Source organism: Actinomadura sp. BRA 177 (genome assembly GCF_013372625.1).
Lineage (GTDB): Bacteria > Actinomycetota > Actinomycetes > Streptosporangiales > Streptosporangiaceae > Spirillospora.
Map to the genome: position 1 here is coordinate 1 of NZ_JABXFD010000347.1, position 12462 is coordinate 12462.

Genomic DNA, 12462 nt, shown 5'->3' on the forward strand with positions numbered 1-12462 from the left:
GGGCGGAGGGCGCGGGGGTGCGGCGGGGCGAGGGGTGGGCGTGGGCGAGGAGGAGCGGGACCGTGCGGGCGTCGAGGCGGGGCGGGGCGAGCGCGGCGGCGCTGTGGGCGGGGAGGGGGTCGGGGAGGTCGGAGGGCGGGCCGGGGGGGCCGGGCCGGTCCCGCGGGCCGAGGGCGATCGGGCGGTCGGGGGCGCCGGGCAGCGGCGGGGCCTCGGCGACGTCGGGGGTGGCGAGGACCTGATGCTGCTCGGCGCCCTCGACGGCAAGATCGTGATCGGCTCGATGAACCGGGGCGGGCTCGCCGGCTCGTCCTTCGAGATCGACGACCGCTTCACCGCCTACAGCGCCGACGCGATCGCCGCGTCCCGCCTCGACGGCGGCAAGGTCCTGCTGCGCGTGGACGACGCCGACCCTTCGACCCCGCGCACCCTGGAGGGCTGCGCCCGCGCGGTGTCGGCCCTCGCCGGGCACGGCCTGATGGCGATGGTCGAGCCGTTCATCGCCCGCCGGGTGGACGGCCGCGTCCGCAACGACCTCACCCCGGAGGCGATGATCCGCGCGATCGCGATCGCGTCCGCCCTGGGCACGACCTCCGCGCGCACCTGGCTGAAGGTCCCCGTCGTCCCGGACATGGAACGCGTCATGGCCGCCTCGACGCTGCCCGCCCTGCTGCTCGGCGGCGAGGTCGCCGACGACCCGCACGCCGCCCGCGACGGCTGGCGCCGCGCGATGCGCCTGCCCACCGTCCGGGGCCTGGTCGTGGGCCGCTCCCTTCTTTACCCTGCCGACGGCGATGTGGCCGGAGCCGTAGACGCAGCAGTGGAGGTCATATGAGCACGAGGCTGACGGTGGGCCAGGCGGTCGTCCGCTTCCTGGCCGCGCAGTACAGCGAGCGGGACGGCGAGGAGCGGCGGTTCTTCGCCGGATGCTTCGGGATCTTCGGGCACGGCAACGTCGCCGGGCTCGGCCAGGCGCTGCTGGAACATGCCGGCGACCTCCCGTACTACATGGCGCGCAACGAACAGGCGATGGTGCACGCGGCGTCGGGCTACGCGCGGATGAACGACCGGATGTCCACGTTCGCCTGCACGACGTCCATCGGGCCGGGCGCGACCAACATGGTGACGGGTGCGGCGCTCGCGACCATCAACCGGCTGCCGGTGCTCTTGCTGCCGGGTGACATCTTCGCCACCCGTCCCGCCAATCCCGTGCTGCAGGAGTTGGAGGACGCCCGCTCCTACGACGTGTCGGTCAACGACTGCTTCAAGCCGGTGTCGAAGTACTGGGACCGCATCAACCGTCCCGAGCAGTTGCCGAGCGCGCTGCTGGCGGCCATGCGCGTCCTCACCGACCCGGCCGAGACCGGCGCAGTCACCCTGGCCCTGCCGCAGGACGTCCAGGCGGAGGCGTTCGACTGGCCGGACGAGTTGTTCGCCCGCCGCGTCTGGCGCATCCCCCGCCCCGTCCCCGAGCCCGCCGCGCTGGAAGAGGCGGCCGCGATCCTCCGATCGGCTGAACGCCCGCTGATCGTGGCGGGCGGCGGCGTCATCTACTCCCAGGCCACCGACGCCCTCCGCGCCTTCGCCGAACGGACCGGCATTCCGGTCGCGGAAACGCAGGCGGGCAAAGGCTCGCTGCCCTGGGACCACGAATGCTCGGTGGGCGCGGTCGGCGCGACCGGAACAACGGCCGCGAACGCACTCGCTCGCGAAGCCGACGTGATCCTCGGCATAGGCACCCGCTACAGCGACTTCACCACGGCGTCCCACAGCCTGTTCGCCCACCCCGGCGTGCGCTTCGTCAACATCAACGTCGCTCGCACGGACGCCGTCAAGCTCGCTGGGACGGCGGTCGTCGCAGATGCAAGAGAAGCCCTCCGAGAATTGACCCGCAAGCTCGGCGGCGTGGTCATCGACGCCACAACCTCCGCCGGTACGGATGCCACGACGTCCGGCGGTCGAGCGTCGGGGCAGGGGTCGGGCGCGACGAGTGCGAGGCTGAGCGGCTCAGGCGCCGGCCGTGCGGCTGAGCGTCCGGCGTCGAGCGCGGGGGGCTGGTCGGTGGGTGGTGTCTACCGCGAGCGGGCGCGGGAGCTGGCTGGGCGGGGGCATGCGGTTGTTGATGCGGCGTTCGGGGAGCGGCGGGAGGGGCTGCCTGCGCAGGCTGCGGTCATCGGGGTCGTCAACGAGGTGTCGGGGCCCCGGGACGTGGTGGTGTGCGCGGCCGGGTCCATGCCCGGTGACCTGCACAAACTGTGGCGGACGCGGGATCCCAAGGGGTATCACGTCGAGTACGGCTACTCCTGCATGGGCTATGAGATCGCCGGCGGGCTCGGGGTGAAGATGGCCGCGCCCGACCGCGAGGTGTTCGTCATGGTCGGGGACGGTTCCTACCTGATGATGGCGCAGGAGCTGGCCACGGCCGTCGCCGAGGGCGTGAAGCTCATCATCGTGCTCGTCCAGAACCATGGCTACGCGTCCATCGGGAACCTGTCCGAGAGCGTGGGCGCGGAGCGATTCGGCACCCGCTACCGCGCCCGCACCGCCAGCGGCCTGGACGGTGACACCCTCCCCGTCGACCTCGCCGCGAACGCCGCCAGCCTCGGCGCGGACGTGCTCCGCGCGGACGGCGTCGACGGGCTCCGGGACGCGCTGCGCAAGGCGATCGACTCCCCGCGCACCACCGTCGTCCACGTGGAGACCGACCCGCTCGCCCCGGCCCCGGACAGCGAGGCGTGGTGGGACGTCCCGGTCGCCGAGGTGTCGGCGCTGGCATCCACGGCGGAGGCCCGCGCCCGCTACGACGACGACAAGAAGACCCAGCGCCGCTACCTGTGAAAGGAACCCCCATGCGCTCGATTCAGCACCGGATCGGCGGTGTCCCGGTCGGCGGGAGCGCCGCGGCGCCCGTCCACGACCCGGCGACCGGGCAGCAGACCGCCGAGGTCGTCCTGGGGCGCCGGGCGGAGGTGGACGCGGCTGTCGGCGCCGCCGCGCGGGCCTTCGAGTCGTGGCGGGACGTGTCGCTGACCCGGCGCGCCCGGATCATGTTCGCGATGCGCGACCTGCTGGAGAGGCACGAGGACGAGCTGGCCCGGCTGATCACCGCCGAGCACGGCAAGGTACTCGACGACGCGCGCGGCGAGGTCGTCCGGGGCCGCGAGGTCGTCGAGTTCGCCTGCGGCATCCCGCAGATGCTCAAGGGCGAGTACTCGGACCAGGTGTCGACCGGCGTGGACGCGTTCTCGTTCCGGGAGCCGCTCGGCGTGTGCGCGGGGATCGTCCCGTTCAACTTCCCGGTGATGGTGCCGCTCTGGATGCATCCGATCGCGATCGCGTGCGGGAACGCGTTCGTGCTGAAGCCGAGCGAGCGCGTGCCGTCCGCGTCGAACCTGGTCGCCGAGTTGTACGCGGAGGCGGGCCTGCCGGACGGGGTGTTTAACGTCCTGCACGGCGACGCGAAGACCGCCGACGCGCTGATCACGCATCCGGGTGTCGCGGCGGTGTCGTTCGTCGGGTCGACACCCGTCGCCCGGCACGTCCACGAGGCGGCGAGCACCGCCGGCAAGCGGGTGCAGGCCCTCGGCGGCGCCAAGAACCACGCGGTCGTGCTGCCCGACGCCGACCTCGACCTCGCCGCCGACCAGATCACCGCGGCCGCGTACGGGTCGGCCGGGCAGCGCTGCATGGCGATCTCCGTGGCGGTCGCCGTCGGGGACGCCGCCGACCCGCTCATCGACCGGCTCGCCGACCGGGCCCGCGCGATCAAGGTCGGGCCGGGCGCCGACCCGTCCAGCGAGGTGGGGCCCCTGATCAACGAGGCCGCGCGGGACCGCGTCGGCGGGCACGTCGAGGCGGCGGCGCAGGCGGGCGCCAAGCGCGTCGTGGACGGACGCGACCTCCCCGGCCCCGGCTTCTTCGTCGGCCCCTGCCTGCTCGACGGCGTCACCACCGACATGCCCGCCTACGCGGAGGAGATCTTCGGGCCGGTCCTGGTGGTGCTGCGCGCCGAGACCCTCGACGAGGCGATCGCGCTGGTCAACGCCAATCCCTACGGCAACGGGACGGCGGTCTTCACCTCGTCGGGGTCGGCGGCGCGGCGGTTCCAGCGGTCCGTGCACGTCGGGATGATCGGGGTGAACGTGCCGATCCCGGTGCCGATGGCGTTCTACTCGTTCGGCGGCTGGAAGGCGTCGCTCTTCGGCGACACCCACGTCCACGGGCCCGAGGGCGTCCGGTTCTACACCCGCGCGAAGGCCGTTACCTCCCGCTGGCCGGAGCCCGCCACGGCCGCCGAGGCGCCTGGGATGGCCTTCCCCACGGCCCGCTGACCCAGGATGTGCCCCGGGTTTTCCCGGCGAGTCCATGATCGTTCACCGCTTCAAGGCTCCCGCGTCATCCCCTCACCTAATCCTCAGAAGGATGCCCCGGCCTTCAGGCCGGTGAGAAATCCGGACTCCTCCTGCATCGGAAAGTCATCACACGGACACTGAACGTGGGTAAAGTGGTGGTCATGCGGACCGCATACAAGTGCCGGGCCTACCCCAACCCCCAGCAGGCGGCGATCTTCGGCCGCACGTTCGGCTGCGTCCGTGTGGTCTGGAACAAGACCCTCGCCGAACGCCGCCACGCCTGGTATATCGAAGGCACACCCACCACCTACAAGCAGGCCGACGCCGCACTGACCGCCTGGAAGAAGACCGAACATCTGGCGTTCCTGTCCGAGGTCTCCTCGGTTCCGCTGCAGCAGGCGCTGCGCCACCAGCACACCGCGTTCGCCAACTTCTTCGCCGGACGCGCCCGCTACCCCCGCTTCAAAACCCGCACCGGCCGCCAGTCCGCGCACTACACTCGCTCGGCGTTCCGCATGCACGGGGGCGAACTGCGGATGGCCAGGACCACCGCGCCGCTGGCTTTCGTGTGGTCTTTCGATGAGGTGGACCTGGCGACGCTGGACCCGACGATGGTGGTGATCTCGCGAGAGCCGGACGGCCGCTGGTACGTGACCTTCGCCGTCGACACCGGCAACCCCGAGCCCCTGCCCGTCGCCGGGCATGCCATCGGCATCGACCTGGGGGTGAAGGATTTCGCGGTGACGTCGGACGGGGAGCGTATCGCTAACCCGCATCATCTGGAGCGCAAGGCGGCGAACCTGGCCCGGTACCAGCGGCGCATGGCCCGCAAGCAGCCCGGCAGCATCAACCGCCGCAAGGCCAAGGCCAAGGTCGCCCGCACCTGCCGCAAGGTCCGCAACGCCCGCCAAGATTTCCTGCACCGCACCAGCACCAACCTCGTCCGCCAGGCCGACGTGATCGTGATCGAAGACCTCGCGGTCGCCAACATGGTCAAGAACCGCAGCCTGGCCCGCGCGATCTCCGACTGCGGGTGGGGGGAGTTCCGCCGGCAGTTGGAGTACAAGGCCGCGCGTGCGGGACGCGTCCTAGTGATGATCGACCGGTGGTATCCCTCGTCCAAGACCTGCTCGGCCTGCGGACACCTGCTGGAGAAGCTGAGCCTGTCGACCCGGCACTGGACGTGTCCGGGCTGCCGCACCCGGCACGACCGGGACCACAACGCGGCCAAGAACATCCTTGCGGCTGGTCGAGCCGCAGCCGGGGCAAGCCCCGGTGATGTCTGTGGAGCTGATGTCAGACGGCAAGGGCCCTCCCTTCCGCAGTCGGCTGCGAAGCAGAAACCCCTGCGGCGCGAGCCGTAGGAATTCCCTTCCCTTCGGGGAGGGGAGGAAGTCAAGCTAAGGAGTACCCATGTCGTCCGCGCCTCCGGGGCTAGGCGAGGCCCCGCCTGGCGACGGTGGGAGGACGGGTGCCCCGGATGGACGCGACCATGTCGAGCACCTGGCGCATGCCGTCCGCCTGCGATTCCGGCACGCGGAAATACGTCACTCCCAGCCACGCGTAGACGGACGCCGCGGCGAGCAGCCCGGGATCGGGTTCCCGCGCGTCCGTCTCCAGCGTGACGAGCACGGCGTCCCCGGAGGCGGCGAGCCGTTCCACCCGGCTCGCCGGGGGCGCCGTGCCCGCGTCCGCGGCACCGTCCGGAACCGGCGCGTCCGGTGGAAGGACCATCCGCTCTTGCATGCCCATGCCCCCAAGCGTGGCACGATCAGAGTCCGGGGATCGTCCTTCAGAGGGACGCAGGCAGATCGGAGCGTGATGGTGACCGTGGTGCTCGTCCTGGCCGGCGTGGCCGTGCTGGGCGCCGTCGTCGTCCTCGCCATGGGCCGGGGCGGCGAGCTGGCCGAGACCCATCCGGACTACCCGCCGCTCCAGGTGGACGCCGACGGCCGCCCCGTCCTGGGGCCGGAGGGGGCGCGGCTCCGCCTCCCCGCGACGATCTGGGGCTACCAGATGCAGGTGACGGACGAGGCCGTCCAGCGCCTGGCCGCCGCCCTGCGCGAGCGCGACGCCCGCGTGGCCGACCTCGAACGCCAGCTGCGCGACCTCCGCGAGCGCTCGAAGGAACCGGCGATCGGCGCCCTGCACGGCCTGGACGAGCCCAACGGCGTCCCGCTCCGCAAGGAGACCGTCCCGGACGAGGCCGGCCAGAAGGAGGACCACCAGTGAGCCGGGTCGCCGTCCACGCGGAGGCCGTGTCCCGCGCCCCGGCCGAGCGGGTCTTCGCGGTCCTGACCGACTGGCCGCGGCACGCCGAGTGGATGCCGTTCACCAGCGCCGAAGGCGGCGACAAGGTCGGCGACGAGCTCCGCGCCCGCACCGGCATCGGCCCGGTCGGCTTCCTCGACACCATGATCATCACCGACTGGCGGGACGGCCGCCGCGTCGCCGTCCGGCACACCGGCCGCGTGGTGCGCGGCGAGGCGTGGTTCAAGGTCGTCCCCGAGGGAGACGGCAGCCGCGTCATCTGGGCGGAACGCATAGACCTGCCCTTCGGGCCTGTGGGCCGCGCCGGCTGGCTGGTGGCGGGCCCGATCGCGAAGGCGGTCCTGACCCTCGCCCTCCGCCGCCTCGCCGCTTTGTCGGAGGCATGAGGTAGAACGGCCGGGTGACAGCGATTCTCGGCGATGACGGGCTGGCGCGCTGCCCGTGGGGCATGTCGGCGCCCGACTACATCGCCTACCACGACAACGAGTGGGGCCGTCCCGTCCGCGACGACGTGGGGCTTTACGAGAAGCTCTGCCTGGAGGCGTTCCAGTCGGGCCTCTCCTGGCTGACGATCCTCCGCAAGCGCGAGAACTTCCGCGCGGCCTTCCACGGCTTCGACCCCGAGAAGGTCGCCGCGTTCGGCCCGGACGACGTCGAGCGCCTGATGGCCGACGCCTCCATCGTGCGGAACCGGGCGAAGATCGACGCGGCCATCGCCAACGCCCGCGCCGCCCTCGACCTCCCCGGCGGCCTCGCCGCCACCGCCTGGCGCTACGCCGACCCCGACTCCCCGGCCTACACCGACATGGCCGACGTCCCCGCCAACACGGACGCATCCAAGGCCCTCTCCAAGGAACTGAAGAAGCACGGCTTCCGCTTCGTGGGCCCCACCACGGCGTATGCCCTAATGCAGGCCTGCGGCCTGGTAAACGACCACCTAACCGGCTGCGCCTTCCGCTAGTCACTCGGCCTTGGTGGCTTCGAGGATGGGGACGGTGGCGGCACGGCGGGACGGGAAGGCGGACGTCGCGAGGGTGACGACGGCAGCGCCCGCAATGACCGCTGGGAACAGCCACCAGCGTGGGTTCGGAGTTAGGAAAGAGCTGCCTGTGGCCAGGTGCATCAGGTAGACGGTGCCCAGGGCCGTGCCCAGACCCAAGAGGGTGCCCAGGAGGACGACCGCGGCGGCCTCCCAGCGGACTATGGCCTTGATCTGCGTCATTGTTGCTCCGACTGCGCCCAGGAGGCCGAACTCTCGGGTTCGGTCGCTGACGCTCATCGAGACCGTGGTCGCCATGCCGAAGAGGGCCAGGACCAAGGCCATGCCTATGAAGCCGTAGATGACCCGCATGCCCTTCGTCATCGCGTCGGCCGCCGTCTTCACGTAGGCGGATCTGTCGAGCACCTTGACGCCCGGAGTGTCCGCGAAGGCGTGGGTCAGGGCCTGCTCGGAGCCGCCTCGGACCAGGACCACCTGGGTGGACGCGTCCGGGTCCAGGCGGTCCATGGTCGCGGACGAGACGACCGCCATGTCGGCGAAGAGGTGCGACGGGTCGTGGTAGGCGGCGGCGACCGTGAGCGGGATCCTGCCCTGGGCGCCGCGCACGACGATCTTCTGGCCCTTCCTGATGTGCTGCCCCTTCATGATCGTGGACGTGAGGGCGATCTCGCCGTCGCCGAGCCGGGGCAGGTGCCCGCCCAGCTTGAGGACGGACGGCAGGGCGGCCTGGTCCGCGCCCGTCACGGTCAGGTAGACCGGCTCCGGGGCCTCTTCCGGTGACGGCCGCTTCGGCGGGGGATCGACCAGTTTGATGTCCGACACCGTCAGCGCCGTCGCGGCCGACACGCCGGGCACGGCGGCGGCCTTCGCCGCCGCGTCGCGGGGGAGGGGCGCCGGGCCGTTGGAGGTCGTGCCGGTCGCGGCGATCGCGTGGTCGGCGCGCATCACCTGCTTGCCGGCCGTGTCGAAGCGGGCGTCCACCGACAGGACGATCAGCGCGGTCGCGCCGACCAGCGCCACGCCCAGCATGAGCGACGACGCGGCCGACGACACCCGGCGCGAGCTGCGCGTGATGGTGGCGCGGGCCAGCCGCCCGGCTTCGCCGCTGACGGCCGTCCCGACGCGTCCGACCAGGCCGCCGAGCGGGCCGACGAAGAACGGGGCGAGGACGGCGAGCGCCCCCACCGTCGTCATGCAGCCCATCAAGACCAGCACGCACGTGGCGACGGTGCGGTCGGGGCCCGGCGGTTCCTCCAGCCGGACGGCGAAGATCGGGCCGAAGAACATCCAGGCGCACGCGAAGACGGCGAGCGCGCCGAGCAGGCGCGGCCAGCGGCGGCCCGGCGTGTCGGCGCTCGCGACCCGGAGTGCCTGCATGGGGGAGATGCGGGCGGCGCGGCGCGCGGCCCGCCACGCGGCGAACTGGGTGACGAAGATTCCGGTGACGGCGGGTGCGGCGAGCGCGATCCAGCCGTACTGCGCGTCGGCGGCGGTGATGTCGAAGCCGTCCTCGGCGAAGAGGCGGGTGAGCAGGGCCGAGATCGGGTAGCCGAGCAGCACGCCGCCCGCTGAGGCGATGACGCCGAGCGCGAGGGCCTCCCACCGGATCAGGCGTTTGATCTGGCGGGGCGTCGCCCCGATCGCGCTGAGCAGCGCGAGCCGCCGGGTCCGCTGCCGGACGAGCGTGCCGAACGTGTTGGCGACGACGAACAGGCCCACGAACACCGCCACGGACGCGAGCATCCCGATGGCGCCGCCGATCGCCGCACCCGCCCCTTGCAGGTCGGCCGACTGGGCGTGCCGCACGCCCGCGGCGGTGCGGACGGTGACGTCCTGGCCGAGGTCGCGGGCCAGGTCGCCGCGCAGCTTCTTCGGTGGGACGCCCGCCGACTTCACCCAGACGCTCTGCCACGTCCCGGCCGGGAGGCCCGCCGCCTGCTGGACGGTCGAAGGCGCCGCCAGCAGCAGGTCGCCGCTCGCGACGGCGCTGAGGCCCTGCACGGTGACGACCCCAACGATCTTCATCGTGCGGCTCTGCTTCGGCAGCATGACCCTCAGCGGGTCGCCGGCGTCCAGCTTCCCCGCGCGCGCCACATGGCGGGTGACCGCGACCTCGTCGGCGGCTGCCGGGGCGCGGCCCGACTCCAGGTGGTAGGGGTTGAGGCGGGCGTCGGACGTCCACGGGCGCAGCGTGGTGCCCGCACCGGCCGGCGGCAGGATGAGCTTGCCGTCGGAGCCGTTCGCGGTCACCGGGACCATCGCGTCCCCGGCCACGGCCGCCACACCCGGCCGTCCCGCCACCGCGCTCAGCGCGACCCGGCCGTCCGGGGCCGCGTAGGGGTCGTCGGTGTCGACCGAGCCGCCCTGGACGAGCACGTCCGCGCGGGAGTACTCGCTGGCATTGCTGCCCGAGACCGCCTCCTGCGCGCGCAGCGTGAACTGCAGCGAGCCCGCGATCAGCCCGATCGAGAACACCGCCGCCAGCAGCGTGGCGGCCAGCCGCAGCCAGCCCTCGGCGAACGAGCGGCGCGCGATGAGCCACATGGCGCTCAGCCCTCCATCCGGCGCATCACGGCGCGCACCTGGTCGATGGTGGGGGAGCGCAGCTCGTGGACGATCATGCCGTCGGCGAGGAACAGCACCCGGTCGGCGTGCGCGGCGGCGCCCGGGTCGTGCGTGACCATGATCACGGTCTGGCCGTAGGCGTCCACCGCGCGGCGCCGGAAGCCCAGCACCTCGGCGCCCGACCGGGAGTCGAGGTTGCCGGTCGGCAAGTCCGCGAACAGCACCTCCGGCCGGGTCAGCAGCGCCCGCGCCACCGCGACCCGCTGCTGCTGCCCGCCCGACAGCTCGCCCGGACGGTGCGACAGCCGCTCGCGCAGCCCCAGCGCGTCCACGATCGCGGCGAACCACTCCCGGTCGGCGCGCCGGTTCCCGAGCCGGCCGGTCAGCCGGATGTTCTCCTCCGCCGTCAGCATCGGCAGCAGGTTGAACGACTGGAACACGAACCCGAGCCGGTCCCGGCGCAGCTTCGTCAGCCGGGTCCGGGACAGCGTGGTGATGTCGACATCACCGATCAGCACCGAGCCGGACGTGACGGTGTCGAGCCCGGCCATGCAGTGCAGGAACGTCGACTTCCCGGAGCCGGACGGCCCCATGATCGCGGTGAACCGGCCGCGCGGGAACGCCGCCGAGACGCCGCGCAGCGCGGTCACCGCCTGCTCGCCCGTCCCGTACGACTTCACGACGTCGCGGGCGACGGCGACATGGTCGTTGACCTGCCCGGCAGGGGGTGCGGCGGTTGTCTGGGTCATGCCTCAAGCAAACCGCCGCCGCCCCTCGCCCGCATTGACGGAGACTCCCCGGCCGGTACGGGGGAAAGCCCTACCGGCCCTCGAACTCCGGCTGCTGCTTCTTCAGGAACGCCTCGGTCGCGTTCTTGTGGTCGCTGGTCTCCGCGCACTCGTCCTGCAGCTCGGCCTCCCGCTCCAGCGCGGACGCCAGGTCGTGCGTCGCCGCGTGGTCGAGGGACGCCTTCACCGCGCCGTAGGAGACGGTCGGGCCGGCCGCGAGGCGCCGCGCCAGTTCCACCGACGCCGGGGCCAGCTCGTCCGCCGGGACGACCCGGTTCACCAGGCCCAGCTCCAGCGCCTGCTCCGCCTTCACCGGCTCGCCCAGCAGCAGCAGCTCGGTGGCCTTCGCGCGGCCGACGAGGCGCTGCAGCGTCCACGACATGCCGCTGTCGGGCGCGAGGCCGATCCCGGTGAACGCGGTCGCGAACCGGGCCTTGTCGGACGCGACGACCAGGTCGCAGGCGAACGCCAGCGACGCGCCCGCGCCCGCCGCCACGCCGTTCACCGCCGCCACCACCGGCTTGCGCATCCCGGCGAGCGCCAGCACGATCGGGTTGTAGTGCTTGCGGACGGTGCCGTCCAAGCCCTTCCCGGCGGCCAGGTTGTCGGCGTGCTCGCGCAGGTCCTGGCCCGCGCAGAAGGCCCGTCCGGCGCCGGTGAGGATCACCGCGCGGGCGGCCGGATCGGCGGCGGCGCGCACCACCGTCGCCCGCAGCAGCTCCTTCATCTCGGCCGTCAGCGAGTTCATCCCGTCCGGCCGGTTCAGTGTGATCGTCCCCACACCGTCGGTCACGTCGTACAGCACGGTCTCAGACATCGTCGTCCTCTCGTTTCGCCCGCAGATCTTCCCATCTTCCGATCTGGAGGCTGATCGTTACCACTTCGCGCCCGGAAGACGAGATAATGGACCACTACCGAATACGCGGATGCGACACGCGGCCACGCGGCCAACGGTGTGCCAGGCCGCGGCCCTACAGGAAGGGGATGTACGCATGGCGGCGATGAAGCCGCGGACGGGAGACGGTCCGCTAGAGGTGACCAAGGAGGGACGCGGGATCGTCATGCGGGTCCCCCTCGAAGGCGGCGGCCGTCTCGTGGTCGAGCTCTCCGCCGACGAGGCCAAGGAGCTCGGCGAGGCGATCAAGGGCGTCGTGGGCTGACCGCTCCACCGCTCCCGGCCTGTTGGTGACGGTCCCGGCGACGCCGCCGGGGCCCTTGCCATTTCCGAACCCGCAAGCGCGTACCAGGGGGGACCAACGCCATGCCCATCGAGACCCGCGTCCACGGCGCCGGCGGCACCGTATCGCAGACGGCGGCCGACCTCGGCGCCGAGGCGGTGGCGGTCCCCGTCCGCACGGGCCCCGTCGCGCCGGCGGCGGAGGTCGCCGCGCAGCTGCCCTTCACGCTGGACGAGCTGCTGGCGCTGCACAAGGCCAAGGGCGAGCCGGGGGAGATCACCGCGTCCCCGGTCCGCGTCGGCGACCCT

At 72.5% G+C, this 12462-nt stretch carries 12 protein-coding genes and 1 pseudogene; 9 read left to right on the forward strand and 4 right to left on the reverse strand.

Annotated elements, in window-relative coordinates; genetic code table 11:
• The 4 genes from HUX53_RS18720 to HUX53_RS18735 all read left to right on the forward strand — a co-directional run.
• A partial coding sequence (locus HUX53_RS18720; RefSeq protein WP_217919601.1) for a deoxyribose-phosphate aldolase occupies nt 1-835 on the forward strand: 835 nt, incomplete at its 5' end.
• Complete coding sequence (iolD, locus tag HUX53_RS18725) at nt 832-2838, forward strand: 3D-(3,5/4)-trihydroxycyclohexane-1,2-dione acylhydrolase (decyclizing) (RefSeq protein WP_176404502.1); 2007 nt, start codon at nt 832-834, stop codon at nt 2836-2838. The genes HUX53_RS18720 and iolD, both read left to right, overlap by 4 nt.
• A gap of 11 nt (nt 2839-2849) precedes the next feature.
• Nucleotides 2850-4331, forward strand: coding sequence for a CoA-acylating methylmalonate-semialdehyde dehydrogenase (locus HUX53_RS18730; protein WP_176404503.1), 1482 nt, complete (start codon nt 2850-2852; stop codon nt 4329-4331).
• Between the two features lie 182 nt (nt 4332-4513).
• Entirely contained in the window at nt 4514-5716 is a 1203-nt protein-coding gene (locus HUX53_RS18735) for an RNA-guided endonuclease TnpB family protein (RefSeq protein ID WP_176404504.1), read from the forward strand.
• 70 nt (nt 5717-5786) lie between these two features.
• Here the strand turns inward: HUX53_RS18735 and HUX53_RS18740 are convergent, their stop codons facing one another.
• A complete protein-coding gene (locus HUX53_RS18740; protein WP_176404505.1) occupies nt 5787-6104 on the reverse strand; it encodes a hypothetical protein in 318 nt (105 codons plus the stop codon).
• Between the two features lie 66 nt (nt 6105-6170).
• Between HUX53_RS18740 and HUX53_RS41310 the strand changes: the two genes are divergently transcribed.
• The 3 genes from HUX53_RS41310 to HUX53_RS18755 are packed head-to-tail and all read left to right on the forward strand — an operon-like array spanning nt 6171 to nt 7584.
• Nucleotides 6171-6584: a hypothetical protein gene (locus tag HUX53_RS41310; RefSeq protein ID WP_176404506.1), complete on the forward strand. Its 414-nt coding sequence runs from the start codon at nt 6171-6173 to the stop codon at nt 6582-6584.
• Nucleotides 6581-7009 carry an SRPBCC family protein gene (locus tag HUX53_RS41315; protein ID WP_176404507.1) on the forward strand — a complete coding sequence of 143 codons (429 nt, stop codon included), beginning with the start codon at nt 6581-6583 and terminating at the stop codon, nt 7007-7009. Before HUX53_RS41310 ends, HUX53_RS41315 begins: the two co-directional genes overlap by 4 nt.
• Nucleotides 7010-7023: 14 nt before the next feature.
• Complete coding sequence (locus HUX53_RS18755) at nt 7024-7584, forward strand: DNA-3-methyladenine glycosylase I (protein WP_309237314.1); 561 nt, start codon at nt 7024-7026, stop codon at nt 7582-7584.
• Here the strand turns inward: HUX53_RS18755 and HUX53_RS18760 are convergent, their stop codons facing one another.
• The 3 genes from HUX53_RS18760 to HUX53_RS18770 form a co-directional block, all read right to left on the reverse strand.
• Nucleotides 7585-10167: an FtsX-like permease family protein gene (locus tag HUX53_RS18760; RefSeq protein WP_176404508.1), complete on the reverse strand. Its 2583-nt coding sequence runs from the start codon at nt 10165-10167 to the stop codon at nt 7585-7587. It lies immediately after the preceding gene.
• A gap of 5 nt (nt 10168-10172) precedes the next feature.
• On the reverse strand, nt 10173-10937 hold the full coding sequence (locus HUX53_RS18765; RefSeq protein WP_176404509.1) for an ABC transporter ATP-binding protein: 765 nt from the start codon (nt 10935-10937) through the stop codon (nt 10173-10175).
• 70 nt (nt 10938-11007) lie between these two features.
• Nucleotides 11008-11793, reverse strand: a complete 786-nt coding sequence (locus tag HUX53_RS18770) for an enoyl-CoA hydratase-related protein (RefSeq protein ID WP_176404510.1) — start codon at nt 11791-11793, stop codon at nt 11008-11010.
• Between the two features lie 175 nt (nt 11794-11968).
• Between HUX53_RS18770 and HUX53_RS18775 the strand changes: the two genes are divergently transcribed.
• Entirely contained in the window at nt 11969-12136 is a 168-nt protein-coding gene (locus HUX53_RS18775) for a DUF3117 domain-containing protein (RefSeq protein ID WP_089314488.1), read from the forward strand.
• 101 nt (nt 12137-12237) lie between these two features.
• Nucleotides 12238-12462 (forward strand): annotated as a pseudogene (locus HUX53_RS18780) (leucyl aminopeptidase); the annotation flags it as partial.

Bases quoted from the DNA above. Each gene is read 5' to 3' on its own strand.
- iolD (WP_176404502.1), top strand. From the start codon at position 832: ATGAGCACGAGGCTGACGGTGGGCCAGGCGGTCGTCCGCTTCCTGGCC.
- HUX53_RS18730 (WP_176404503.1), top strand. From the start codon at position 2,850: ATGCGCTCGATTCAGCACCGGATCGGCGGTGTCCCGGTCGGCGGGAGC.
- HUX53_RS18735 (WP_176404504.1), top strand. From the start codon at position 4,514: ATGCGGACCGCATACAAGTGCCGGGCCTACCCCAACCCCCAGCAGGCG.
- HUX53_RS18740 (WP_176404505.1), bottom strand. From the start codon at position 6,104: ATGGGCATGCAAGAGCGGATGGTCCTTCCACCGGACGCGCCGGTTCCG.
- HUX53_RS18760 (WP_176404508.1), bottom strand. From the start codon at position 10,167: ATGTGGCTCATCGCGCGCCGCTCGTTCGCCGAGGGCTGGCTGCGGCTG.
- HUX53_RS18765 (WP_176404509.1), bottom strand. From the start codon at position 10,937: ATGACCCAGACAACCGCCGCACCCCCTGCCGGGCAGGTCAACGACCAT.
- HUX53_RS18770 (WP_176404510.1), bottom strand. From the start codon at position 11,793: ATGTCTGAGACCGTGCTGTACGACGTGACCGACGGTGTGGGGACGATC.
- HUX53_RS18775 (WP_089314488.1), top strand. From the start codon at position 11,969: ATGGCGGCGATGAAGCCGCGGACGGGAGACGGTCCGCTAGAGGTGACC.